19 protein-coding genes are annotated in these 24,885 nt (G+C 51.2%); 17 read left to right on the forward strand and 2 right to left on the reverse strand.

The genetic code is table 11. The features are described from left to right. Window positions 1–94 precede the first annotated feature (94 nt). The 5 genes from DWZ56_RS16880 to DWZ56_RS16900 all read left to right on the forward strand — a co-directional run bounded on the left by DWZ56_RS16880 (window position 95) and on the right by DWZ56_RS16900 (window position 7,851). Entirely contained in the window at window positions 95–1,417 is a 1,323-nt protein-coding gene (locus DWZ56_RS16880; protein ID WP_118557775.1) for an AAA family ATPase, read from the forward strand. A gap of 232 nt (window positions 1,418–1,649) precedes the next feature. Beyond that, window positions 1,650–5,207 (forward strand): DUF5717 family protein, encoded by a 3,558-nt coding sequence (locus DWZ56_RS16885; protein ID WP_147369443.1) that lies wholly within the window; start codon window positions 1,650–1,652, stop codon window positions 5,205–5,207. A 14-nt stretch (window positions 5,208–5,221) separates the two neighbouring features. Continuing rightward, window positions 5,222–6,490 carry a DUF5716 family protein gene (locus tag DWZ56_RS16890; RefSeq protein ID WP_118557777.1) on the forward strand — a complete coding sequence of 423 codons (1,269 nt, stop codon included), beginning with the start codon at window positions 5,222–5,224 and terminating at the stop codon, window positions 6,488–6,490. A gap of 40 nt (window positions 6,491–6,530) precedes the next feature. Next, window positions 6,531–7,346, forward strand: coding sequence for a hypothetical protein (locus DWZ56_RS16895; protein WP_118557778.1), 816 nt, complete (start codon window positions 6,531–6,533; stop codon window positions 7,344–7,346). 1 nt (window position 7,347) lies between these two features. Next, window positions 7,348–7,851 (forward strand): shikimate kinase, encoded by a 504-nt coding sequence (locus DWZ56_RS16900; RefSeq protein ID WP_118557779.1) that lies wholly within the window; start codon window positions 7,348–7,350, stop codon window positions 7,849–7,851. Window positions 7,852–7,862: 11 nt separating this feature from the next. Here DWZ56_RS16900 and DWZ56_RS16905 read toward each other — a convergent pair whose 3' ends face one another. Beyond that, entirely contained in the window at window positions 7,863–8,672 is an 810-nt protein-coding gene (locus DWZ56_RS16905) for a helix-turn-helix transcriptional regulator (RefSeq protein ID WP_158584642.1), read from the reverse strand. 245 nt (window positions 8,673–8,917) lie between these two features. Here DWZ56_RS16905 and DWZ56_RS16910 point away from each other — a divergent pair, with 245 nt between their 5' ends. From DWZ56_RS16910 to DWZ56_RS16965, 12 genes are all read left to right on the forward strand, one after another. After that, entirely contained in the window at window positions 8,918–10,495 is a 1,578-nt protein-coding gene (locus DWZ56_RS16910) for an ABC transporter substrate-binding protein (RefSeq protein WP_118557781.1), read from the forward strand. Between the two features lie 59 nt (window positions 10,496–10,554). Then, window positions 10,555–11,028 carry an Ig-like domain-containing protein gene (locus DWZ56_RS16915; protein WP_118557782.1) on the forward strand — a complete coding sequence of 158 codons (474 nt, stop codon included), beginning with the start codon at window positions 10,555–10,557 and terminating at the stop codon, window positions 11,026–11,028. Window positions 11,029–11,069: 41 nt separating this feature from the next. Further along, the gene (locus DWZ56_RS16920) at window positions 11,070–11,996 is read left to right on the forward strand and encodes a carbohydrate ABC transporter permease (protein ID WP_147369444.1); all 927 of its coding nucleotides are present in this window, start codon (window positions 11,070–11,072) and stop codon (window positions 11,994–11,996) included. 27 nt (window positions 11,997–12,023) lie between these two features. Then, complete coding sequence (locus tag DWZ56_RS16925) at window positions 12,024–12,857, forward strand: carbohydrate ABC transporter permease (protein WP_118557784.1); 834 nt, start codon at window positions 12,024–12,026, stop codon at window positions 12,855–12,857. A 111-nt stretch (window positions 12,858–12,968) separates the two neighbouring features. Further along, window positions 12,969–13,892, forward strand: a complete 924-nt coding sequence (locus tag DWZ56_RS16930; protein ID WP_118557785.1) for a nucleoside hydrolase — start codon at window positions 12,969–12,971, stop codon at window positions 13,890–13,892. Then, window positions 13,889–15,208: a hypothetical protein gene (locus DWZ56_RS16935; protein ID WP_118557786.1), complete on the forward strand. Its 1,320-nt coding sequence runs from the start codon at window positions 13,889–13,891 to the stop codon at window positions 15,206–15,208. Before DWZ56_RS16930 ends, DWZ56_RS16935 begins: the two co-directional genes overlap by 4 nt. A 142-nt stretch (window positions 15,209–15,350) precedes the next feature. Beyond that, a complete protein-coding gene (locus tag DWZ56_RS16940) occupies window positions 15,351–17,048 on the forward strand; it encodes a Na/Pi cotransporter family protein (RefSeq protein ID WP_118557787.1) in 1,698 nt (565 codons plus the stop codon). Window positions 17,049–17,406: 358 nt separating this feature from the next. After that, complete coding sequence (gap, locus tag DWZ56_RS16945) at window positions 17,407–18,420, forward strand: type I glyceraldehyde-3-phosphate dehydrogenase (RefSeq protein ID WP_118557788.1); 1,014 nt, start codon at window positions 17,407–17,409, stop codon at window positions 18,418–18,420. Window positions 18,421–18,515: 95 nt separating this feature from the next. After that, window positions 18,516–19,706: a phosphoglycerate kinase gene (locus tag DWZ56_RS16950; protein WP_118557789.1), complete on the forward strand. Its 1,191-nt coding sequence runs from the start codon at window positions 18,516–18,518 to the stop codon at window positions 19,704–19,706. A 38-nt stretch (window positions 19,707–19,744) separates the two neighbouring features. After that, a complete protein-coding gene (tpiA, locus tag DWZ56_RS16955) occupies window positions 19,745–20,494 on the forward strand; it encodes a triose-phosphate isomerase (RefSeq protein WP_118557790.1) in 750 nt (249 codons plus the stop codon). A gap of 122 nt (window positions 20,495–20,616) precedes the next feature. After that, the gene (gpmI, locus tag DWZ56_RS16960) at window positions 20,617–22,161 is read left to right on the forward strand and encodes a 2,3-bisphosphoglycerate-independent phosphoglycerate mutase (RefSeq protein ID WP_118557791.1); all 1,545 of its coding nucleotides are present in this window, start codon (window positions 20,617–20,619) and stop codon (window positions 22,159–22,161) included. A 458-nt stretch (window positions 22,162–22,619) separates the two neighbouring features. Beyond that, window positions 22,620–23,942 carry a hemolysin family protein gene (locus tag DWZ56_RS16965; protein ID WP_118557792.1) on the forward strand — a complete coding sequence of 441 codons (1,323 nt, stop codon included), beginning with the start codon at window positions 22,620–22,622 and terminating at the stop codon, window positions 23,940–23,942. Between the two features lie 4 nt (window positions 23,943–23,946). Here DWZ56_RS16965 and DWZ56_RS16970 read toward each other — a convergent pair whose 3' ends face one another. Further along, window positions 23,947–24,864 carry an RluA family pseudouridine synthase gene (locus DWZ56_RS16970; protein WP_118557793.1) on the reverse strand — a complete coding sequence of 306 codons (918 nt, stop codon included), beginning with the start codon at window positions 24,862–24,864 and terminating at the stop codon, window positions 23,947–23,949. Between the last annotated feature and the right edge of the window lie 21 nt (window positions 24,865–24,885).

The following is a 24,885-nucleotide window of genomic DNA, read 5'->3' on the forward strand; positions in this document are numbered from 1 at the left end:
TGCCGCAGCGGAGTCGAGCTGCACAGCGGACTTCCGGGCTGCCCCGCCCGCCCCTTTTTTAAATCCCACCAAACGAAACGGAGGCCACCCCACCATGGACCTATTCGATTACATGAGACAAACCACCCAGCAAAAAGAATCCCCCCTGGCATCCCGCCTGCGTCCCCGCACTTTGGACGAGGTAGTGGGCCAGAAGCACATCATCGGAAAAGACAAGCTGCTCTATCGCGCCATTAAGGCCGATAAGTTAAGCTCTCTCATATTATACGGCCCGCCCGGCACCGGCAAAACCACCCTTGCGAAGGTCATAGCCAACACCACGAAAGCAGAATTCACACAGATTAACGCCACCTCCGCCGGCAAGAAAGACATGGAAGAGGTCATAAAGCAGGCGAAAGACAATCAGGGGATGTATCAGAAAAAGACGATCCTGTTCATCGACGAGATCCACCGCTTCAACAAAGGCCAGCAGGACTACCTGCTGCCGTACGTGGAGGATGGGACCATCATCCTCATAGGTGCCACCACGGAAAACCCGTACTTTGAAGTGAACGGCGCTCTGATTTCCCGTTCCATCATCTTTCAGCTAAAACCCCTGGAGCAGGGGGACATTAAAGAAATCCTGCGCCGCGCGGTCTGCGATGAAGAGCGCGGCATGGGAAGCTACGGCGCGGCGATTGATGAAGACGCGTTGGATTTCCTCTCCGACATCAGCGGCGGCGATGCCAGAACCGCTTTAAACGCCATCGAACTGGCTGTTCTGACCACTCCCAAGGCCGAGGACGGCAGGATTCACATCACCCTGGACGTGGCTTCGGAATGCATCCAGCGCCGCGTGGTGCGCTATGATAAGACCGGAGACAATCACTATGACACGATATCCGCCTTCATAAAAAGCATGCGCGGATCAGATCCGGACGCCGCCGTCTACTATCTGGCGCGCATGCTTTACGCAGGGGAAGACATCAAATTTATCGCCAGGCGTATCATGATCTGTGCGTCCGAGGATGTGGGCAATGCGGACCCTTATGCCCTCACCGTAGCGGTATCCGCTGCCCAGGCGGTGGAACGCCTCGGCATGCCGGAAGCCCAGATCGTGCTGGCGCAGGCAGTCACCTACATCGCCGCCGCGCCTAAGAGCAATTCTGCGGTGAATGCCATCGGCGCGGCCATGGACGCGGTGCAGAACCAGAAGATCGCCACGGTTCCTCCCCACCTTCAGGATGCCCACTACGGCGGCGCGGCAAAGCTGGGACATGGTACAGGTTACAAGTATTCCCACGACTATCCGCATCACTATGTGAAACAGCAGTATCTACCCGACGAACTGGAAGGATGTGTATTTTATTCCCCTTCCGAAAATGGATATGAAAAGAAGATCAGAGAACATATGGAATTTCTGGAAAAGCTCCCCTGATCCTCCCTTTGCGGATCGCGTTTTTCTATCGGAATATTGTAAAAGAATCTACCGTCCGGGTTGTCTGTTTTGCCGAAATTCCGGCTGCAGGTTAAAAAAAAGCAAAATTCTGATGCGGTATCCGTCAATATATGATACACTTAACACTAATAGTAGCGAAATATGAAATCCTGTGCATCCGGCGCCCCTTTGCGGTGCCGGATCGGCAAATGATAGGGCATGGGTGAGGAAATTGAGAGAACGGATTGGTTGGCTGGCGAAAGGCGTAGTCGAATATGAACGGCCGGAAGCCCAAGTGCAGCCCTTAGAGGTGGAGGAGACGGTTGCGGCCGGCAGGCAGGTGCGCGGTGAGCTTCGGATCACCAGCAGAAACGGCGTGTCACTTAAGGGGCTGGCTTATTCCACGGACAGCAGAGTCGTATTGCAGAAAGGCCAGTTTATCGGCAGAGAAGCGGTGATCGGCTACCAGATCGATGGAGAACATCTGGCGGCAGACACCGTTATTTCAGGTACTTTTCATTTGGTCTTCAACGGGGGCGAATGCTCGGTCCCCTATCAGTTTTCTGCGGCGATCTTTCATGCCGGCGAGGCTGTGGAGGAACCGCAGACCGCTACGGCGTTTGCAGAACTGGTGAAAACAGAATATGAGAAAGGCAGGAGACTCTTTGATTCTCCTGATTTTTTGCTGCTTCCGTTTATGCAGAAACCCGCAGTCAGAAGCCTCTATGACGGCCTTAAAACCCGTGGCAGCAAGCAAAACGCCCTTGAGGAATTCCTGGTCGGACTGGGGATGAAGGAGCGGATAAAGCTTTCCGTGGTGGATACGGCCAAGACCTATCAGATGCCGGAACAGGGATTTTCCGACCGCGTGCGGATAGAGAAGAGCACCTGGGGTTATGTGAGGATACAGGTGAAGGCTGATGCCGCGTTCATCCGCCTGGAAAAGGATGTGCTGACGGATGAAGATTTTATGGACGGGCAGTGCTACTTTTCCTATCACGTGGATCCGGCCGGCCTGCATGACGGTTTGAATTACGGCTCCATAGAGCTTGAGACGCCCTGGCAGAGCTTTCGGATTGCGCTGACTGTCACATCGGCCAGCCACAGGAAGGAAGGCTACAGAAAGGCGCTGGAATTCCAGCGGCATCTGGCCAAGTATACGGATCTGTTTCTGGACTGTATGGCAGGCAGGTATGAGAAGGCGCTTTTGTTAAACAACATCCAGACAGAGCTGGGCCGTCTGCGCAGCTCTTATCAGACTTCCGATCTGCTGGAGCTGCTGCATGCCCTGGCGTACCTGATGCAGGACAAAGAAGAGCCGGCACTGCTGCTGATAGAGGATGCATCGGCCCGTGTCATCGATAAAAGAACTGAAGATCCGGACGCTTACTGCCTGTATCTGTATCTGAAGGCGGAGATGGACCGCAGCGACGGGCAGAGCGCCTCCCTGGAGGCGGCTCTTGAACGGTATGATGAAGATGGGTGCCGCCGTGTCATAAACCTGATGCTGCTTTTGCAGGTCAGCACTATGCTGAAGGAAAATCCGGTGTTACGGCTGGATAAAATTAAAAGCTATTTTGACAGAGGTTTAAACAGTCCATATCTGTACCTGGCAGCTTGTATGACCTATAAAGAGGATAAAGGGCTTATAAAGGAATTGGGCAGCTTTGAGCTTCAGGCCCTGTTGTTCGGGGCAAAAAGGGAGCTGTTTGATGAGGAGACCGCTTCCTGGATTGCCGGTTTTTCCGCGTCGGAAAAAGAATTCCGTGTCCGCTATTACCGTCTGCTGAAAATACTCTATGAGCAGTATCCAAATGAAGAGATTTTAAGCGCCCTGTGCTGTATACTGATAAAAGGGGACCGCAGGGATAAGAAATATTTCACATGGTATGAATTGGGCGTATCATCCGATGTGCGCCTGACCAAACTCTATGATTACTATCTTTATACGCTGCCAAAGGATTATTTCGGTGAGCTGCCAAAGGTGATTCTTTTATATTTTTCTTTCGAGCATTCGCTGGATTATGCGACACAGGCGGCGCTGTATGCGAATATTATCCGCTTTTATAAAGACGATTCCCAGATGTATCAGGCGTACCGTCACAGGATCGAGGATTTTGCGTTAGAGCAGCTGTTCCTGGGACATGCGGATGAAAATCTGGCGGTGATCTATCGGCATATCATCTATGAGGAAATGATAGATGAAAAGATTGCACAGGCGTTTCCCGCCATCCTGTTTACAGAAAAAATCTGCTGTTCCCTGCCAGATATGACACATATCGTGGTCTGTTATGAAGAACTGTGCGATCCGGTGACCGTTCCGGTGCACAGAGGGGTTGCTTATGTCCCGGTATTTTCGGAGAACTGCCAGGTATTGACGCAGGACGGCTATGGAAACCGTTACAGCGGAGAAAAGCTGGACCGGACGCCGCTCATGCAGGAGCCAAAGATGGTGGCTGCCTGCTTTCGTGCATTTCCCGATCACTTTATGCTGTCCATGCGCAGCTGCAGACAGGCGCTGGATGAACAGGCGCTGACAGAGGAAACGGTCCGGCTGTTTGAAGATGCGATAGCGGGAGAAGGGCTTCATGAGCTGTTTAAAAAGCAGCTGTTAAGGGCCGTGCTCATCTGGTTTTCCAAAAACGGCACGGACGGAAAATGTGACCCGTTTCTTCTTGGGCTGGATAAGGATCTGCTGGATGAGGAAATGCGGCGGCAGTATCTGGAACTTTTGATCCAGAAGGGCTATTATCCGGAGGCCTATGAGATCATACGGGAATACGGGTATGAGAAGGTGAAGGCCAGCCGCCTGTTTAAGCTGTGCAGCCGGATGATACTGCAGAAAGTATACGAGGAGGACCGGTTTCTGCTGCAGCTGTCCTACTACGTCTTTATGGAGGAGAAGTTTGACAGCGTGATTCTGGAATACCTCTGCGAATACTTTAACGGCAGCAGCGAAGAGATGTATCAGATACTGAAAACAGCGGCCAACAGCCAGGTGGAGACCTATGACATGGAGGAACGCCTGCTGGCCCAGCTGATGTTTGTGGAGAGCACCGAACATCTGGATGAAGTGTTCGCGGATTATGTGAAACGACAGACGGCCGACCCGATGATACTGGATGCCTATTTCACTTTAAAATGCCATGCCTATTTTCTGGGGCAGCTGGATATGGATGCGGAAGTCTTTTATTATATTGAAAAAAAGGCGGCTGCGGTGACACTGGACTGCAATATGATTCTGATCCACATGCTGGCAGTCACCAAGTATTATGCATCTTTGGAAACCCTTACGGATGAACAGAAAAATCTGGCCGCGAGACTATTGAATATTCTTGAAAAACGTGGTATGGTATTCCGGCATCTTAAAGAGCTGGCGGATAAGCTGGGCATGGAATGCGCGTTCTGCGATTATACCATCATCGAATGCAGGGCACAAAAGCATGCAAGGCTTCGCATACGCACCAGGCTGACTCCGGGTATGGGGCAGTGGATGGAAGAAGACATGCGCCACATGTATGAGGGCGTCTTTGTTAAGACATTGGTGCTGTTTGAGAATGAACGTCTGGATTACTGTATCGTGGAGATTTCCGGCATTGATATCACGGCTCTTGAGGACGGCACCATAGAAGGTGGCAGGGATGTGGACAGCCCGCTGAAAAACCGCCTGGCCGTAATAAACAGGATGCTGGATGAAGAAAAGACAGGCAATGAGCCGAAACTGAAAGAACAGATGGTGGAGTATGCAGTGAGAGACGCCGCCGTGGATAAACTATTTGAAATACTGTAAAAGGGGGGATAATTATGCAGGGGCTGCTGCTTGGAATTGACCTGTGCGATGATTGCAGCCAGATCAGCTTTTTTAATACAAAAAATCTGGAAGCGGAATCCGTCGGCATGTCAGAAGATGACAGCCAATGTCTGATCCCCACTGTTTTATGCAAACGAAAGGGTAATGAGAGCTGGTATATCGGGGAAGATGCATACCGCTATGCCCTGATGGGGGAGGGCATCATGGTGGATAAGCTGATTTCGCTGGCTGCAAAGGGCGGAACATCCACCATGGAAGGCACAAAATACGAAGCGGAACAGCTGCTGGAGCTTTTTATCGGCCGGCTTCTGATGATTCCGCTGACTAAATACAAGACCGCGGAGATAGAGGAGCTGGTATTTACGATCCAGACGCTGGATCCGGTGGTGATGGACACGCTGATTCGAATCGCGGACCGCCTGGGTGTAAAGAGGGACCGCGTGCATATCATCAGCCATACGGAAAGCTTTCTGTATTATGTGATCAGCCAGCAGAAAGAGCTGTGGCGTAATCAGTCCTGCCTGTTCGATCTGACGGAGACGGGGCTGCACTATTATGAGCTGCGTGTGATCCGGGGGCGCAGCCCGCAGATTGTGGAGGTGGCTCATCAGGAGCTGGAAGAGGCATTCAGCCTGGAGATTCTGGAGACCAAGTCAGGCGGAAAGCTGGCGGATACCATACTGTGCTCCTGTGCTGAACGACTGTTAAATAAAAAGCTCATGTCTTCTGTGTTTTTGACAGGCAGAGGGTTTGAGACAAATGACTGGGCATCGGGCTTCCTGAAATTTATATGCAATAAACGAAGGGTATTTGCGGGGCAGAATCTGTTTGCCAAAGGCGCTGCCTATATCGCTTTTGATAATACCCTGGAAAGCACGTCCTATCCCTATATCTGCATCTGTGAGGGCCGTATACGCTATACGGTTTCCATGGAAGCCGTCTGTGCCGGCAGAAACCGCCAGATGATCGTGGCCGGCGCGGGAACAAACTGGTATGAGGCGAAGGCGGATATTGAATTCATTCTGGACAACAAGGACAGTGTGGATTTTACCGTGACGCCGGCGGACAATCCGAGACAGACAAAGCTGTCGGTGCCTCTTAAGGAATTTCCGGTGAGGCCTGCCAAAGCGACCCGCATCGAGATGATCGTGGCATTTATTAAGGAAGACTGCATGATGGTCCGCCTGATTGATAAGGGCTTCGGCGACCTGTTCCCTTCCTCCGGCCAGGAAATCAAACGTTATTTTTATCTGAACAATTAAATGCAAAGATCCGGACATACACACAGGGAGGGAGAGCGGCATGGGGAGATTGATCTTATGCACCGGCAGGACAGCCAAACGCCCGTTTTATATCAGTGAGCTGGGACTGTCGCTCTATACGGCAGAAGAGCTTTGCTATTATATTTACAACAATATTTTCATGATAGAAGATTCCTTTGTGAGTCCGCAGCTGCTCGCCTTTATCGGGTCGGAGCTGGGACTTACCCAGTTAGAGGATCAGCTGCGCCAGCATATGGGGCACGCCGCTTCGGGGCAGCTGCTTTTAACCATCCTTCAGGAAATTCACTATTATGATGAATCGGAGCTGACCGCTTTTAAAAAGCAGCTGGAGAAGAAAAAATCTGCCAGTTCCTTTGAACTGGCCAAAAATAAAGCCGATTTTCTGGTGAAGCAGAAGAAATACAACAATGCATTAAAGGTGTATGACTCTCTCTTGGACGACCCCGTCCAAAAGGGGATGACGGAGGAGTTCTGCGCCCGCATCTGGCACAACAAGGGAGTGGCCTATGCGGGCCTGTTCTATGTGGAGAAAGCCGCTCAGTGCATGCTGAAGGCCTATGAAACGCTGAAGGACAACGAGATTGTCAGGGAGATCTATATGCTCTCGCTGTTTGATGAAGAGGCCATGGACTGGGAAGAGATCTTTGCGGGAGTATCCCCAAAGCAGCTCTACAGCTGGAAAGAAGAGTTTGAAAATATCAGAAAACAGCTGATGCAGACAGGCAAAGCGCTGGAAGCCAGAACCGTATTTCAGAAGGATGCGGTGAAACGGCCGGCGTTTATAGCCGGGCTTCTGGGAGAATGGAAACAGGAATACAGGGAAATGGTGCTTTAATATGAGAACAATCTTTTTAATCGGATTCATGGGCTGCGGAAAGACGACGGTCAGCCTGGAGCTGGGAAGTAAGCTAAAGCTTCCTGTGATCGATTCGGACCAGCTGGTGGAAGAGCGGGAACATAAAAAAATCCGGGATATTTTCAGCGGAAGCGGAGAAGAATATTTCCGCAGGGCAGAGACGCTGGCACTTAAGGAAACAGCCGGAAAGCCCGCGGTGGTATCCTGTGGAGGCGGAGCTGTACTGCGGGAGGAAAATGTGGAGATCATGAAGCGGGAAGGAACCGTTATATGGCTGACAGCCACGCCGCAGACAATCCTTGAACGGTGCAGCAAGAGCAATGACCGCCCGATCTTAAACGGACACATGAATGTGGAATACATAGAGGGGCTAATGAGGGAACGGGAGAGGCATTACCGCGCGGCCGCCGACCTCGCGGTGGAGACGGACGGGAAAACAGCCGGCGCGATTGCGGAGGAGATTGTAAATTGGGTGAAGCGTTAAATGATCCCTATCTACATCTCCTCCGGCGCCACCTCAAAATCTCCCGCCAGGTTCGCCACATTTTCCTGATAATTTTTATACAGTTTCTTATACTGCAGGGGTGAGATCCCCATGCGTTTCTTAAATATCACATTGAACTGCGATGCGCTGGAAAATCCGCACAGCTGTGCGATTTCGGACATGGGCAGTTTCTTTTCAATCAGCAGTTTCCTCGCGTAGGTAATGCGCTTTTCCAAGATATAGTTTTTAGGCGAGATCCCCACGGCTTCCCGAAAGATATGGCGGAAATAGTCATAGCTGTAGCCGGACATATCCACAAGGGTCTGCAGGCTGATATCCTGTGCGAAATTTTCATCTAAAAAACGAAAGATATAGTTTAATGAGCTGAAGTTTCTCTGCTTTTCTCCGAAATTGCGCTGGTGGTTCAGCAGGAGTTCTCCGGTATAGAGTTCGGCGGCGATGTTATAATGATCCCTCTTCTGCGCAATCTCTTCTGAAAGTTTTTCAATCAGTCCCCATACCGTGTGATCTGCATCCTCATACAATCCCGATTCAGGCTCAAACGGGCATTCCGGTCCCAGATAAAAACCCAGACAGTAGACGGAAGAGGCCGTTTCATGGGTTTCCGTGTGGAAATCATAAGGCTTATAAAGCGCGTAGGTTAAAGGACGGTAGCGGTGGATTAATTTGCCGTTAATGGCCGTTTCCCCTGTCCCATCCAAATAATACACCAGCTCGTAGCAGCTGTGGTTATGGGACTGTACAAACTTCCTTTTGGTGTGGTAAAAATGGGAAAGATATTCAAAACTGACCAGTGCCATGAGCATACCTCGCAGGTTTTATGTGATACAGGCGTTTGTTTACAGACGCGTGGAAACAGACGATCCCGTATGAAGTAATTATACAATATTTTGAAATAAAATCCAGAAGAAATAACCGAAAAGCACAAAAAAATAGCCGCTTACCGGCTTGTGGGATCGGTAAATTGCACTATACTGAAATTATCAACAGCAGGGTCCGGGATTACAAGCCTTTCCGGATCAATAAAAACAATAAGGAGGTTACTATGAAAAGATTTAAGAGGTCAATTGCGCTGTTTCTTGCGGCAGTGATGCTGATGGGAGCTGTCGGCTGCAGCCAGAAGGCGCAGAACGGTGACAAAGAAACAAAAAGCCCCGAAACCACAGCGGCTGCGGCCACTGAGGGCACGAAGGCAGCGGGGAGCGAAGCGGAGAGCACGAAAGCTGTATCTGACGGCGCACAGGTGGAGCTGCTGGTGGATATGCACGGCTGGATGCCCACGATTAATACGGAGGCCACGGAAGAAAACCCCAACGTGTTTCTGTCTCCTCAGGTGATCGCCGATGCCTTTCAGGAGATGTATCCGAATATTACGGTAAAATGGGCGCGGACCAAACCGGTCGGTGCGCTGCAGGCGGAGACGGCGGAGTGGTTCACCACCCAGATCAACGCCGGCAACTGCCCGGCCATCGCATTCAGCTGGGGAACCCAGTATCAGGACAGGGACTGGTATCTGCCGCTGGATGAATATCTGGATACGCCCAATGAATTCGTGGAAGGCAATGAGAAATGGCGGGATCTGTTCCCGGAGTATCTCTGGACCAATTCCAGCGTAGCGGATGCCAATCAGAAGGTGGTTGCCATTCCCATCGCGCTGTATGCCGGCCCGGCCACCGGTTATTTCTACAATCAGGACGCATTTGATGAGCTGGGGCTTCAGGTTCCGAAGACCTGGGAAGAACTGATCACAGCCGCCGGCAAGCTGAAGGAAGCCGGTTATACCGGCGTATCGCCGACCAATATCCTGCCCAACATTACCTTCGGCTCCTGGGTGGAGCAATTCTCGGTGGGGCCTTACATAGCGGCAGGCATCATGGATGAAACAGATTACGACAAAGATGGCAAGGTATCGACAGCGGAGCAGCTGCGTGCGGTGAAAGCCGGGCTGTACAACCCCGTGGATAAAGAATACGCAAAGGAATTTTTCCGTCAGCTGAAGCGTTATTATACCGAAGTTCTGGAGACCGGCTGGGAAAGCACGGATTATGTATCGCTCTGGAACGAAGGCAAGGTCGGCATGAGAGAGGATGGCACCTGGATCCTCCAGTCTGAAAACAGCAATAAGGAAAGAAAATGCGCATATGGCGTGTTCGCCGTGCCTCCGATCCAGAAGGATACCACCGAATACGCGGCGGACGCTGCATACACGGAAGCGGGCCCCTACCAGCCCGACCCCGATCTTCAGCTGAATATCATGAAGCCTGCTGTGGAAGGCAAGCCGGAAGTGCTGGATGCTGCCGTTAAATTCCTGAAATTTTTGACCACACCGGAGAACATCAGCGCTCTGGTTTTAGAGCAGGGCTCGGATATCGGCGCAGTGAAGGGCGCGGATGTGCCCCCGATCCTTACGGACTGGATCAGCCAGCCGTTTGCGGTGACACCTAAGACAAACTGGCCCGGCGCATTTACCGACGAGCAGGGGTTAGCCCTGGACAGCAATTTTGAGCTTTGGGTGAAAGACAGCATGGAAGATGACGAATTCTTTGAAAAAGTGAACGAGATCCAGCAGAAGGGTGCAGATGACTACATTAAGAGCATGAATGTGGACACGACCGGCTGGTAGAAAACGGCGGAGCAGAGTCTCCGCACAAAAAGAATGCAAGAAAGCGGGTGTGCTTCAGAATGAAATCAGGGGTTAAGAGAAAACTTATCATATTTCTGGCAGTATGCCTCGGACTCTGCCTGATTGCCGGATTTGACTATGCAAGGTCCAGGATGTTTCATATCAGCCTGGTGAGCATGGATCCGAATCCGGCGGTGGCGGACGGACAGACGCCGGTGACCGTCACACTGCTTCTGACGGATCATGCCGGCCAGCCCGTGGAGGGGCACACCCTGTTCGCGATCTCAAAGAACGGAGGCATGTTTCATTCCCAGAGAGAAGTGACGGACGGCAAAGGGGCAGTGAGCTTTATCTACTACCCCTATAAGGCCTCCGGCATCACTGAACTCCGGGACGTATGCCTTTCCTTTTCCGATGAATCCAACTCTGTGTTCATTGAAATCAATACGAAGGCTGAGTTTCTGCTGGAACTGAAAAAACCGGAAACAACAAAAACCGACAGCTCAATACTGGACGGCATATTTGGCGAGTGAGGAGGCGAGAGCCTGTGCGCACGGCGTGCGGGCGAAAAGAGATGATGAAGAGCAAAAATACAAAGGGACTGCTTCACCGGATCTGGAAGGGCAGATATGCCTATCTGTTCCTGCTGCCTCTGTTTGCGGGCCTGATTCTGTTTTCCTATTACCCTCCGGTGCTGGGCGTCTACCGTTCCTTTTTTGACTGGGACGGGGTGAGGGAAGGGGTTTTTACCGGTCTGGACAACTACAGGAAGCTGTTTCAGGATGAGGTGTTTTTAAATTCTGTCCCCACGATGTTTAAGATCATGATACCAAAGCTGCTGATCGGCATCATTGTACCGCTCATTATGGCAGAGATGATATTTTCGGTCAGAAACAAGAAATATCAGTCCATGTACCGCGTGCTGATCCTGCTGCCCATCGTGGCGCCGGGCATTGTGGGAACGCTGATCTGGAAAAACATATTTGATCCCAACGGAGGGCTTCTGACCGCCATTTTAAAGGCCTTAGGCATCCTTGGAGAAGAACAGATCGTGGACTGGCTGGGCAGCGTTAAAACGGTAATCCCTTCCATCATCTTTATGGGGTTTCCCTGGATCGGAGGAACCAGCGTGCTGATCTACATGTCCGGGCTGATGGGAATCTCCCAGGAAGTGATTGAGGCTTCGCGGCTGGACGGCTGCAGCACCTTAAAAAGAATCTGTTTTATCGATCTGCCCAATATCGTGGGCCAGATCCGGTATTTTCTGGTCTTCGGCATCATCGGCGGCCTGCAGGACTACAGCGTGCAGATCGTCCTGACACAGGGGCGGCCGGGATACGCGACTTATGTGCCGGGCTACTATATGTACTTGCAGGCGTTTACCGCGGGCAACATGGGATATGCCTGTGCCATCGGCACCGTGATCTTTGTGGTGATCGCGCTGATCACCGCCCTGACGTTTAAACTGATGAATGCCGGCCGGTTCGATGTGGACAGCTGACGGATTCCGGCGGAAAAGAGGGTTTGCATGAAAAAAAGGAAAAAGCTTAGCATACCGCAGGCCTGCCTGCATATCATTATTATTCTGCTTTTATTTATGATGGTTTATCCGCTGGCGATGTCCTTATGGAACGCGTTTAAGTCCCAGTCGGCCTATGACTACACGAAATGGTATCCCACGCTGCCGCTGCGTTTGAGCAATATGGCCGTTGCCTTCAGCCAGACCTGGAGATATGTGTTAAACACTGTGATCGTCGCGGCGGCAGGGGTGGGCGGATGCCTGTTCATCGCCTCCCTGTCGGCGTATGTATTCGCCAGGATGGAGTTTCCGGGAAGAAAAATTCTGTTCGCGATGGTGATCGCGCTGATGATGGTGCCCGGCATACTGACGCTGGTTCCCTCCTATTCAATCTACCGTTCCCTGGGCCTTTTGGACAGCCTGACAGTGCTGATCCTTCCGATCGTCATTGGGGGATCCATATTCGGCGTATTCCTTCTGAATGCCTTTTTTAAAAGCCTGCCCAAAGATATCTTTGAGGCGGCCAGGATCGACGGCGCCGGTGAATTCCAGTGCTACAGCAGGATTGCCATCCCGCTGTGCATGCCGATCATGGGAACGCTTGCCATCATGAAAGTGATTGACGTCTGGAACGATTATCTGTGGCCGATGATCACGATCCACGACTATGAAAAACTGACGATTTCGGCCGGGCTTCTGGTATCCTTTACCAAGCAGTATTCCAGCAATATGCCGGTCACATTTTCCGGCTACCTTGTGGCATCCATCCCGCTGATCATCCTGTTTGTGACGGCAAATAAATATTATATAGAAGGTCTGGTGAGCAGCGCGATCAAGATGTGACCGCCTGCGGCGGGGCGCGTAAGCGGCATAATATCTTGTCGCCAGCCGATTGAGTATGAAGAAAACAGAAAGGCAGATGGCTGCTGATTGCTGCGGCCACAGGAACTTTATATGAGCAAGAGAATACCGGTGATAATAGATACGGATATAGGGGATGACATTGATGATGCATTTGCGCTGTGCCTTGCGATGCAGAGCCCGGAGATAGAGATTCTGGGTGTGACCACGGTATTTAAAAATTCGCGGGCCCGGGCGATGATCGCAAAAAGGCTGCTTGAGCTTGGCGGACATCCGGATATCCCTGTGGCGGCAGGGGCATCCATCCCTCTGTCCAATCCGGAGATGTTTGGAAAACCGGTGGATTTTGAAGAGCTTCCGAAATCCTACCGGCCGGAATATGAGACCGGGCTTTATTCGGTACTCACGGGGATGGAGCTGATCATCTCCATACTGGAAAACAGCAGCGAGCCGGTCACCGTTGTGACACTGGGTGCGCTGACGAATATCGCGGATGTGCTGCGCTACCGGCCGGACCTGAAGAAAAAAATCCGGCAGATCAATGTGATGGGCGGCGCTTACTATATGAACTGGACGGAATATAACTACGCGTGTGATCCGGAAGCGGCGGATATGGTCATGTGTTCAGGGCTGACCGTAAAGGCTGTGGGGATCGATGTCACGCTGCACTGTGTGCCCGAAAAAAAGTGGATGCTGGCGCTGAACAGCCATACACATCCCTGTATCCAAATGCTGATGGAGATGTGCAGGATGTGGACGAAAGACGGAAACGTCTGCCTCCATGATCCTCTGGCTCTGTGGAGCGTGTTTGACGAGAGCGTTTTAGAATTTGAGCAGCAGATATACCGTGTGGAAAGCCGGGCGCGGTTTACCAGAGGAATCTGTATCAAACTCTCCGACCACAACTGGCAGATGCCCGGAAGGGACAGCCGGCTCTATGTAGCAAAACAGGTGGATGCCCCGGCATTCGTTGCCCGCTGTATGGATCGGATTGTATCCATGGGAGAGATGAAATGAAACAGGGGAAAGGATGCAGGCTTTTATGCTGTCTGTTCGCCGCGCTTACAGTCTTAGGAGGCTGCAGCAGTCAGGAGGAAAAGGATTTGGACCGTTATATTGTTCTGATGTATACAAATAAAGTCTATCAGGAGATAGAGTGTTATCTGCCGGAAATGAAATATCTCTATGGGGAAAATGATCCTGAATCCGGAAGGATGTACGGCTTTGGCGTACCCGGCCCCATGCTGTTAACCCAGTCGGTGGAGGAGATGAAAGAGCAGGTCGGCGCGTGTCTTGATATGGCGGAGAAGGAAAATATCCCTGTGTATTTCCAGGTGGATGACGTGAATAACTACACGACCCAGTTCGGAGGAAACGCGGAGGTTAAATTCTATGAGGACCCCGAAATGTGCGAATGGATCGCCTTCCCTAAGGAAGGCGAAAGCTATGGGGGTGAAATGCAGTACGGGGAACTGCCGCAGTACTGGTTTAACTGGGGAAATTGGAGGAAGGCTAAGGCATTTCCCAACCTGGCATCGGATAAGCTTAAGAACTATGTGGTGCAGCAGCTGAAGGAGGGGGTTCTTGAACCGCTTGCCAGCAGGCTGAAGCAGTGGGAGAAAGAGGGGCGGGAGTATCTGCTGGCCGGCCTCTGCCTGGGGTGGGAGACGCATATCCCGGATTATTCGGACGACAATCCGCTGCTGAAGATCGATAAAAATTCCCCTCCCTATCACGGCAGGGAAATGTACGGATGGGAGATGGCGCCCTACGGCTACAGCGCTCTTTACAGCCTTGGCTATGATCAGGAAAGGCTGGATAAAGAAGCCGGCGAACAGGGGATCAGCGCGGACGAACTGCGCAAAGAGCTGTTGTATCAGGTGATTCACGATTATTCGGAGCTGCTGTGCAAAACTGCCTGGGAGGCCGGCATCCCGAGAGAGAAAATCTTCACCCATACCGTGTCCTATGCTTCATACTGCGGGGTGGAAAACACCTTCACACCGCCGATCTGGTGTGCGGTAAACGACTACAGCATACCGGGCTATACCATGAGCCCTGTGACCTGCAGATATGATCTCAAGGCGATGAAGGAACAGATCGCGGCTGCCGATCCGGATATGCAGTGGTTTGCCAATGCGGAAGGCTATGCTGCCGGCGTCAATGAAGAGGCGGATGCGGACGCCTATTTTCAGGAGCTTTTTGACAATGGAGCCATAGTGGTGACCGCTTTTGGCTATGCCGATCCGCCTACCAGATATTTTACATTCAAACGCACGCCGGAATTCGGATACAATATCGCGGTGAATAAATGGCTGGCAGGAGAAAAATAGCATTTTGCACAAAAATTACATAAATTTTACCCAAACTTATCAATGTAAGAAAAATGTCAAAAAAACGTAAAATATGCATTTGAAATTCCTCCGATCTATGTTATGATGATTTTGTATGACTACGGTTTAGGAGGAATTTTTCATGTCCATAAGCGACATAGGAATGTTATTTCAGTTCATAGGCGGCGTAGGGATGTTTCTCTACGGCATGAATATCATGGCGGACGGCATGCAGAAGTCCGCAGGAAGCAGGATGAGCCATCTGCTGGGTGTTCTGACCAGCAACCGTCTGATGGCGGTATGCGTGGGAGCGCTGGTCACCGCGATTATCCAGAGCAGCGGCGCCACCACCGTCATGGTGGTCGGATTTGTAAATGCCGGCATTTTAAGTCTGTCACAGGCCGTTGGCGTGATTATGGGCGCTAACATCGGCACGACGATCACAGCATGGATCGTATCCATGAGCCAGTTGGGGGATGCGGTCAGCATATTTCAGCCGGCCTTTATCGCCCCGTTCATCATCGGTATCGGAGCTTTTATTTTCCTTTTTTCCAAAACACAGAAGAAAAAGGTGGCGGGCGAAATCTGCGTGGGTATCGGACTTTTGTTTATCGGCCTGGATTTCATGTCTTCGGCGGTATCCCCATATACGGACGCTCCGATCTTTGCTAAGGCCTTTACCGCATTGGGCAGCAATCCGCTCCTGGGCATGCTGGTGGGCGTGGCAGTGACGGCTCTTCTGCAAAGTTCTTCGGCTTCTGTAGGTATCCTGCAGACGCTGGCCATGAACGGAGTGGTGACGGCCAACGCGGCTGTGTACATAACGCTCGGACAGAATATCGGTTCCTGTGTGACTGCGCTGATCTCCAGCGCGGGCGCCAACAAAACGGCGAAGCGGGCGGCGGTGGTCCATCTGTCCTTCAACCTGATCGGCGCGCTTCTGTTTGGAGGCGTGATCTTTATCTATTTCACCTTCTTTAACAGGGCCATGGCAGTTTCCAATATAAACAGCGTGGAGATTTCCATTTTCCATACTATATTTAATATCAGCAATACCGTGCTGCTGTTCCCGTTTGCCAATCAGCTGGTGAAACTGTCCGGCGTCTTTATCCATGACGGCGGCGAACAGCCCCAGATCCCGATTACGGCGGAGAGCGAAGACCTCACCTTGCTGGAGGAGGACATCAACCGCCATCTGGACAAGCGTATTCTGGAGTCTCCTTCTTTCGCTGTGGAAACCGTTTCCCAGGAAGTGGTCAACATGGGAGAGATCGCTTTAGGCAATGCCAAACGCGCCGTCGGAGCGGTGTTCTCGGGCGATCGGGATGAGATAGAGCGCGTATTTGAAACCGAGGCCATGATCGATAAGATCAATACTGTGCTGACCGGTTTCCTGGTCAAGGTCAGCAACCTGTCGCTGAATGAGCAGCAGAACGGCGTGATCAACAATCTGTTCTATACGATCAACGATATGGAACGGATCGGGGACCATTCCGAAAATATCGGTGAGCTGGCTCAATATATCGTGGAACATAACATCCATTTTACAGATACGGCGCTTAAGGATCTGCGCGATATATCGGACGCGGTGATCCAGAGCGTGGAAAATGCCGTCGAATCCAGGAAAACCATGAAGATGGAATACGTGCGCAAGGTGATCCAGTATGAGGACGAGGTGGATAATATGGAAGAGGAGCTTCGGGAAAAGCATATTGAACGCCTCTCACAAAACGAGTGCAGCCCTTCCTCAGGCGTTGTATTCCTGGACCTGATCAGCAATCTGGAACGCGTTTCCGACCACGCCTACAATATCGCAGGTTATGTGAAGGACGAAATGTAGTTACAGTTCACGGCCGCCGATAAAGCAGCGTATGAGAGGGCAGGGTATGGTCCTCATAGGGATCCCTTGAAGCCCGCACAAGGAAGCGCACTGATGTGCGCGCAGGTCATCAACCTGGCGGTTGGTGACGATCTGCGCGCTTCACGGAGCGAGAGCGGGTCCCAATGAGGACCATACCCTGCCCTCTCATACGCGGGAATTTTTCGGTAACTGTGAACAGTAACCACGAAATGTAAAAGCTTTATGAAATTGCGAAAAAACACTTGCTATTTCTGGACAAATTAGGTATTATAATTCTGGGTTGATGTTAATTTAACAATCATCAAATATATAAATTTCATTCTAGGAGGAATTGAAAATGGCAGTAAAAGTTGCGATCAATGGATTTGGACGTATCGGACGTCTGGCATTCAGACAGATGTTTGGAGCTGAAGGCTACGAAGTAGTTGCAATCAACGATCTGACAAGCCCTAAAATGTTAGCTCATCTGTTAAAATACGACAGCGCACAGGGCAGATATGCATTAGCAGATAAAGTAACAGCTGGCGAAGACTCCATCACTGTAGATGGAAAAGAAATCAAGATCTACGCAAAGGCTAATCCGGAAGAGCTGCCTTGGGGCGAGCTGGGAGTAGACGTTGTTCTGGAGTGTACAGGCTTCTTTACTTCCAAAGCAAAATCCGAAGCTCATATCAAAGCCGGCGCTAAGAAGGTTGTTATTTCCGCACCTGCAGGAAATGATCTTCCTACCGTTGTTTACAGCGTAAATGAGAACACCCTGACAAAGGATGACACCATCATTTCCGCAGCATCCTGTACAACAAACTGCCTGGCTCCTATGGCAAATACCTTAAACAATCTCTGCAAGATCAAAAAGGGATATATGACCACCATTCATGCTTACACAGGTGATCAGATGACTCTGGACGGACCTCAGAGAAAGGGCGATTTAAGAAGAGCCCGCGCGGCAGCTGTAAATATCGTTCCCAACTCCACCGGCGCTGCAAAAGCGATCGGCCTGGTTATCCCTGAATTAAACGGCGTTCTGGATGGCTGTGCACAGCGTGTTCCGGTTCCGACCGGCTCTTTAACACAGCTTGTAGCGATCTGCGACGGCAAAGTATCTGCGGATGAAGTGAATGCGGCTATGAAAGCAGCAGCGAGCGAATCCTTCGGATATACCGAAGAAGAACTGGTATCTTCTGATATCATCGGCATTACCTTTGGTTCTTTATTTGATGCTACTCAGACAAAGTGCATGGATATGGGTGACGGCACAACTTTAGTAAAGGTTGTAAGCTGGTACGACAATGAGAACTCTTACACAAGCCAGATGGTTAGAACAATCAAATACTTCGCTGAGCTTGCTTAATCTTTGACCTTTAGGGTCCGGTCTTTGGACCGGGCCCTGTTTTTGGTTTTTACGTAATTTCAGAAAATACTTCAATCATATAAGGAGATTTGGCTATGTTAAATAAAAAATCTGTAGACGATATTAATGTAAAAGGCAAAAGAGTTCTGGTGCGCTGCGATTTCAACGTTCCGCTGCAGGATGGAAAGATCACGGATGAAAACCGCCTGGTAGCCGCGCTGCCCACCATCAAGAAATTAGTCGCTGACGGCGGCAGAGTGATTCTCTGCTCCCACTTAGGCAAGCCGAAGGGAGAACCCAAGCCGGAATTATCCTTAGCGCCGGTTGCTGCACGTCTGTCCGAGCTGCTGGGCCAGGAAGTGAAATTTGCTGCTGATCCCGAAGTTGTCGGCCCCAATGCGAAGGCTGCGGCAGAGGCTATGAAGGACGGGGATATCATCCTTCTTGAGAACACCCGTTACAGAGCGGAAGAGACTAAGAACGGCGAGGCCTTCAGCAAAGAGCTGGCTTCTCTGTGCGATGTATTTGTAAATGACGCGTTTGGCACGGCTCACAGGGCTCATTGCTCCAACGTAGGCGTGACAGAGTTCGTGGACACAGCTGTGGTAGGATATCTGATGCAGAAGGAGATCGATTTCCTGGGCAATGCGGTGGACAATCCGGTGAGACCGTTTGTAGCGATCCTGGGCGGCTCCAAGGTATCCTCCAAGATTTCCGTTATCAATAATCTGCTGGATAAGGTGGACACCCTGATCATCGGCGGAGGCATGTGCTATACCTTTGCCAAGGCGCAGGGCGAGGAAATCGGCAAGTCTCTCGTAGAGGACGATTATCTGGAATATGCTAAAGAGATGGTCGAGAAGGCAAAGACAAAAGGCGTGAAACTGCTGCTGCCTGTTGACACAGTTGCTGCAAAAGAATTCAGCAACGATGCTCCTTTCCGCGTGGTAGAAGGCGACCTGGCTCCCGACGAGATGGGACTGGATATCGGACCTAAGACTCAGGCGCTGTATGCGGATGCTTTAAAAGATGCCAAGACCGTTGTATGGAACGGACCGATGGGCGTATTTGAGATGTCCAATTTTGCGGCAGGCACCATTGCGGTTGCTAAGGCTCTGGCGGATCTGGATGCGACCACGATCATCGGCGGAGGTGATTCCGCAGCGGCTGTGAATATCCTGGGCTTCGGCGATAAGATGACCCATATCTCCACCGGCGGCGGCGCTTCTCTTGAGTTTTTGGAAGGCAAGGAACTGCCCGGCGTAGTTGCGGCAAATGATAAATAATCAGATAAAGTTAATTTATTGACGGAAAGAGGAAGAGTATGCGTAAGAAGATTATAGCGGGCAACTGGAAAATGAATAAAACTCCCAGCGAGGCGGTTGCTCTGGTGAATGAGTTAAAGCCGTTAGTGGCCAACGAGGATGTGGATGTGGTATTCTGCGTTCCGGCCATTGATATTATTCCCTGTATAGAGGCTGCAAAGGGCAGCAACATTGAGATCGGCGCGGAGAACATGTATTTTCAGGAGAGCGGCGCTTACACAGGCGAGATCGCTCCGAACATGCTGACCGATGTGGGAGTAAAATATGTGATTATCGGGCATTCTGAAAGAAGAGAATACTTCGCGGAATCCGATGAGACGGTCAATAAGAAGGTGCTGAAGGCATTTGAGCATGGCCTTACCCCGATCATCTGCTGCGGCGAATCCCTGACTCAGAGAGAACAGGGCATCACCATTGACTGGATCCGTCAGCAGATCAAGATCGCATTCCTCAATGTGACCGCTGATCAGGCGAAGACCGCGGTGATCGCTTATGAGCCGATCTGGGCCATCGGAACAGGGAAAGTGGCTACAACGGAGCAGGCACAGGAAGTGTGTGCGGCGATCCGTGTATGCATCGGTGAAATCTATGATGAAGCGACTGCAGAAGCTATCCGCATCCAGTACGGCGGAAGCGTATCTGCCGCAAGTGCGCCGGAGCTGTTCGCACAGCCGGATATCGACGGCGGACTGGTAGGCGGAGCCTCTTTGAAGCCGGACTTTGGAAAGATTGTAAACTATAACAGATAAAAGCGCCAGGGCAGTCTTTTAACACATAAGGCTGCCCTGAATTGTGAGGGAGAAAGCGCACAAAAGTGCGCGGGGCCATCAGCTGCAGGCTGGTGGCATTGAAATAGGAAGCGAGGAATAAAATGAGCAGACAGAAACCAATTGTACTGATGATTTTGGACGGATACGGCCTGAATGACAAGGTGGAGGGCAACGCGGTTGCGGAAGCGAAGACACCCGTTATAGACCGGCTGATGGCGGAATGCCCGTTTGTAAAAGGCAATGCCAGCGGTATGGCGGTAGGCCTGCCGGAGGGCCAGATGGGCAACTCCGAAGTAGGGCATCTGAATATGGGCGCCGGCCGCATCGTATATCAGGAACTGACCAGGATTACCAAAGAGATCCAGGATGGAGATTTCTTTAAGAACGAGGCGCTGCTTGCCGCGGTGGAAAACTGTAAGAAAAACAATTCCGCGCTGCATATGTTCGGTTTGGTCTCCGACGGCGGCGTGCACAGCCATAATACCCATATCTACGGCCTGCTTGAGCTGGCCAAAAGAAATGGCCTGAAGGACGTTTATGTGCACTGTTTCCTGGACGGCCGCGATACGCCGCCCACTTCCGGAGCGGATTATGTGGAAGCGCTGGTTAAGAAGATGGAGGAGCTTGGTGTCGGCAGGGTTGCTTCCGTGATGGGCCGCTACTATGCCATGGACCGCGACAACCGCTGGGACCGGGTGGAGAAAGCCTATAACGCTATCGTTCATGGGGAAGGCAGCAAAGCTGCCTGCGGTGTGACCGCCATCAGGGATTCCTATAAGGAAGGGGTAAATGACGAATTTGTGGTCCCCACTGTGATTGAGGAGAACGGCGCGCCCGTGGGTACTGTCCGGGATAAAGATTCCGTGATCTTCTTCAATTTCCGTCCTGACCGCGCAAGAGAGATCACCAGGGCCTTCTGTGACGATGAATTCAACGGATTTGCCAGGGACAGACGCCTGGAGCTGACGTATGTATGCTTTACGGAATACGATGTGACGATCCCCCATAAGCTGGTGGCATTCCACAAGGTTTCCATAGACAACACCTTTGGACAGTTCTTGGCCGCCCACGGGTTGAAGCAGGCGAGAATCGCCGAGACTGAGAAATATGCCCATGTCACCTTTTTCTTCAACGGCGGCGTGGAAGAGCCCAACGAAGGCGAGGACAGAATACTTGTCAATTCCCCTAAGGTTGCGACCTACGATTTGCAGCCTGAGATGAGCGCCAACCAGGTCTGCGACAAGCTGGTGGATGCCATCACAGGAGGCAAATACGATGTGATCATCATCAACTTCGCCAATCCCGACATGGTGGGCCATACCGGCGTGGAAGCGGCCGCGATTAAGGCCGTAGAGACCGTGGACAGCTGTGTGGGCAGAGCGGTGGAAGCGGTGAAGAAGATGGACGGAGCGATGTTCATCTGTGCCGACCACGGCAATGCGGAGCAGCTGATTGACTATGTAAACGGCGGCAGCTTTACGGCTCATACCACCAATCCGGTGCCGTTTTTACTGGTTAACTACGATCCCGCCTATACCCTTCGCGAGGGCGGATGCCTGGCGGATATCGCGCCGACGCTGATCGAGATGATGGGCATGGAACAGCCCAAAGAGATGACAGGAAAGAGCCTGCTGCTCAAGAAATAATCTGCAAAACAGGAATATGCAAAAGACAGGAACCTTGAACGGGAAAAATCTCATTCAAGGTTCTTTATTCAATAGGAAAATGCATTCTATGATCTGTATTTCAGATTATTACAGAAGTTGCTTTTGTACCTACTTGACAGAAGAGACGACTGCCGCTATAATATGCTCTATATCACGGTTGCGGCCATAAACATGGCTGATAACAAAATCAGAGAAAGGATTGTGTACAATCAACATGGACGACGCTGACTGCAGCGACGCTGACCGAAGATCTGCATATTACAGATATGCATTACATAGGCTGACCGATAGGACCGGGCATGGCCTGCTGTTGTTTGCAACGGCAGGGTATGCCTTTTTGCGTGTCCGGATCCACATGCGCTGTTAAAACGGATGCGTGAAACGTAAAAAGACATGTCACTTTGAAAAAATGAAATGATTAAAGGAGAGAACATATTTTGAATTCAATACCACAACAGCTGCTCTTGCAGGTGATTTTAATTATGCTGAATGCGTTTTTTGCGGCGACGGAAATCGCTGTGATTTCCCTGAATACAACAAAACTGAAAAGAATGTCAGAGGAAGGCGATAAAACGGCAGAAAAGCTGGTTAAGCTGGTGGAGGAGCCGGCTGGCTTCCTCTCCACAATACAGATCGGCATCACACTGGCCGGCTTTTTAGGAAGTGCATTTGCTGCCGACAACTTTTCGGAATATCTGGTAAACTGGATCTATAACGGCATCGGGTTCCATGGGATACCGCTTTCGGTTCTGGATACGCTGTCCGTAATAGTGATCACTCTGATCCTGTCCTATTTTACTCTGGTATTCGGTGAGCTGGTACCTAAGAGAATTGCCATGCAAAAGCCGATGAAAGTGGCCAGGATTTCCTGTGGCGTGGTATCCGCCGTAGCGGTGGTGATGCGCCCTGTGGTCACATTTCTGTCCTTTTCTACCAATGCTGTCTTAAAGCTTCTGCGCATGAAAACCGCAGCGGAGGAAGAGACGGTTACAGAAGAGGAAATCCGCATGATGGTGGATTTGGGGGAAGAAAAAGGCACCATAGACAGCGATGAAAAGGAATGGATTGAGAATGTATTCGAATTTGGGGACAGCGATGCCAGGGATGTGATGACGCACCAGCCGGATATCGTTGGAATCCCGGTTTCTGCGGATGTGGAAACCGTTCGGAATATCATTAGGGAAAGCGGTTTGTCGCGTTTCCCTGTTTATGGAAGAAATATAGACGATATACGGGGAATTTTAAATGCCCGCGATTTCCTTTTAAACCAGAAGGAAAGTCACCCCGAAATGGTGGAGGAACTGATGCGTCCGGCATACTTTGTGCCGGAGACCGTACCTGCCTCACAGCTGTTCAAGGATATGCAGAAGAAAAAGGTGCATATCGCTATTGTGGTGGACGAATATGGGGAAACCAGCGGCCTGGTTACCATGGAAGATTTGCTTGAGGAAATTGTGGGTAACATCTATGATGAATTTGACCGTGCCGAGCCTGCGAATATCATAAAGCTGGGAGAGAATCTCTGGCAGATCTCCGGCACGGCCGGTGTGGAAGACATCGCAGAAGAGCTGGATGTGAAGCTGCCGGAGGATCTGGATTATGAGACGCTGGGAGGAATGGTGTTCAGCTGTCTGCATACGATTCCCAAGGACGGTACGGCGCTGGATGTGGAAGTCTGCGGGTTACATATCCATGTGGATCAGGTGACGGACCGCAGGATTGAAAAGGCAACCGTGCGGAAACTAGAAGAGGAAGCATGAGAGTTTACCCCTGCCAGTTATAGCGGCGCGGATCTTCAGCGGGAAATAGGGATGCCATATCCGGAGGCATCGGAACGTCAAAATGCATCGGGCGGCCTGTTATGGGGTGTAAAAAATCCAGAGCGAAGGAATGCAGCGCCTGCCTTGAGATCCTGCGGCAGTCCGGATGGTAGATGAAATCGCCCAACAGCGGATGGCCGATGGACTTCATATGCACGCGGATCTGATGTGTCCGGCCCGTCTCAAGCCGGATCATGGCCAGGGAACAGCCGTCCCGGTAAGCCAGGCGCTGATAGTGCGTTCTGGCAGGCTCCCCGGTCTCTTCGTTGATTTCCCGCTCTATGATGGAGCCTGCCGCACGGGCAATCGGCTGATCGATCACGCCTGATTCCGGAAGGAGGCCGTCAGCGATGCCCAGATAGGTTCGGGTGATGCTGCGGCTTCGGATCCTTTCGGAGAGGATACAGGCGCTTAAGGCATGGCGGGCGAGAATCAGCAGCCCGGTGGTATCTCTGTCCAGGCGGTTGATGCAGCGGTAGACGAACGGCTCGTTTTTTGTCTGAAAATAGGCGGCCATCGCATTTGCCAGAGTATTCGTATAATTGCCGGGTGACGGATGGATGGCCAGCCCGGACGGTTTGTTTATGATCAGGATATCCCTGTCTTCGTAGACGATCGGAATGTCCATGGGGGTGGGGACGATGGTTTCCGAAGCTGTTTCTTCTATTATATTAGTGCACAGAATATCACCGGATGACAGCGTATAATTTGTGAAAACCCGCTGATTATTTACAGTGAGGCCTGCCTCAGCTTTTTTCAGCTTTTTCAAAAGATTTTCCGAATAGCCCTGTCCATGTAAATAAGCGCCTACGGTCAGTCCATCGGCGCTGTCGTTTATTTCATATTGGAAGAATGTATTCATAGTGTCTGAATTGTACCATTT

The organism is Lachnotalea sp. AF33-28, from assembly GCF_003477885.1.
In the GTDB taxonomy this organism is placed as follows: Bacteria; Bacillota; Clostridia; order Lachnospirales; family Lachnospiraceae; genus AF33-28.

What these genes read in the sequence shown, in the direction of transcription:
- DWZ56_RS16880 (WP_118557775.1), top strand. Translation starts at nt 95, where the DNA reads ATGGACCTATTCGATTACATGAGACAAACCACCCAGCAAAAAGAATCC.
- DWZ56_RS16890 (WP_118557777.1), top strand. Translation starts at nt 5,222, where the DNA reads ATGCAGGGGCTGCTGCTTGGAATTGACCTGTGCGATGATTGCAGCCAG.
- DWZ56_RS16895 (WP_118557778.1), top strand. Translation starts at nt 6,531, where the DNA reads ATGGGGAGATTGATCTTATGCACCGGCAGGACAGCCAAACGCCCGTTT.
- DWZ56_RS16900 (WP_118557779.1), top strand. Translation starts at nt 7,348, where the DNA reads ATGAGAACAATCTTTTTAATCGGATTCATGGGCTGCGGAAAGACGACG.
- DWZ56_RS16905 (WP_158584642.1), bottom strand. Translation starts at nt 8,672, where the DNA reads ATGGCACTGGTCAGTTTTGAATATCTTTCCCATTTTTACCACACCAAA.
- DWZ56_RS16910 (WP_118557781.1), top strand. Translation starts at nt 8,918, where the DNA reads ATGAAAAGATTTAAGAGGTCAATTGCGCTGTTTCTTGCGGCAGTGATG.
- DWZ56_RS16915 (WP_118557782.1), top strand. Translation starts at nt 10,555, where the DNA reads ATGAAATCAGGGGTTAAGAGAAAACTTATCATATTTCTGGCAGTATGC.
- DWZ56_RS16920 (WP_147369444.1), top strand. Translation starts at nt 11,070, where the DNA reads ATGATGAAGAGCAAAAATACAAAGGGACTGCTTCACCGGATCTGGAAG.
- DWZ56_RS16925 (WP_118557784.1), top strand. Translation starts at nt 12,024, where the DNA reads ATGAAAAAAAGGAAAAAGCTTAGCATACCGCAGGCCTGCCTGCATATC.
- DWZ56_RS16930 (WP_118557785.1), top strand. Translation starts at nt 12,969, where the DNA reads ATGAGCAAGAGAATACCGGTGATAATAGATACGGATATAGGGGATGAC.
- DWZ56_RS16935 (WP_118557786.1), top strand. Translation starts at nt 13,889, where the DNA reads ATGAAACAGGGGAAAGGATGCAGGCTTTTATGCTGTCTGTTCGCCGCG.
- DWZ56_RS16940 (WP_118557787.1), top strand. Translation starts at nt 15,351, where the DNA reads ATGTCCATAAGCGACATAGGAATGTTATTTCAGTTCATAGGCGGCGTA.
- gap (WP_118557788.1), top strand. Translation starts at nt 17,407, where the DNA reads ATGGCAGTAAAAGTTGCGATCAATGGATTTGGACGTATCGGACGTCTG.
- DWZ56_RS16950 (WP_118557789.1), top strand. Translation starts at nt 18,516, where the DNA reads ATGTTAAATAAAAAATCTGTAGACGATATTAATGTAAAAGGCAAAAGA.
- tpiA (WP_118557790.1), top strand. Translation starts at nt 19,745, where the DNA reads ATGCGTAAGAAGATTATAGCGGGCAACTGGAAAATGAATAAAACTCCC.
- gpmI (WP_118557791.1), top strand. Translation starts at nt 20,617, where the DNA reads ATGAGCAGACAGAAACCAATTGTACTGATGATTTTGGACGGATACGGC.
- DWZ56_RS16970 (WP_118557793.1), bottom strand. Translation starts at nt 24,864, where the DNA reads ATGAATACATTCTTCCAATATGAAATAAACGACAGCGCCGATGGACTG.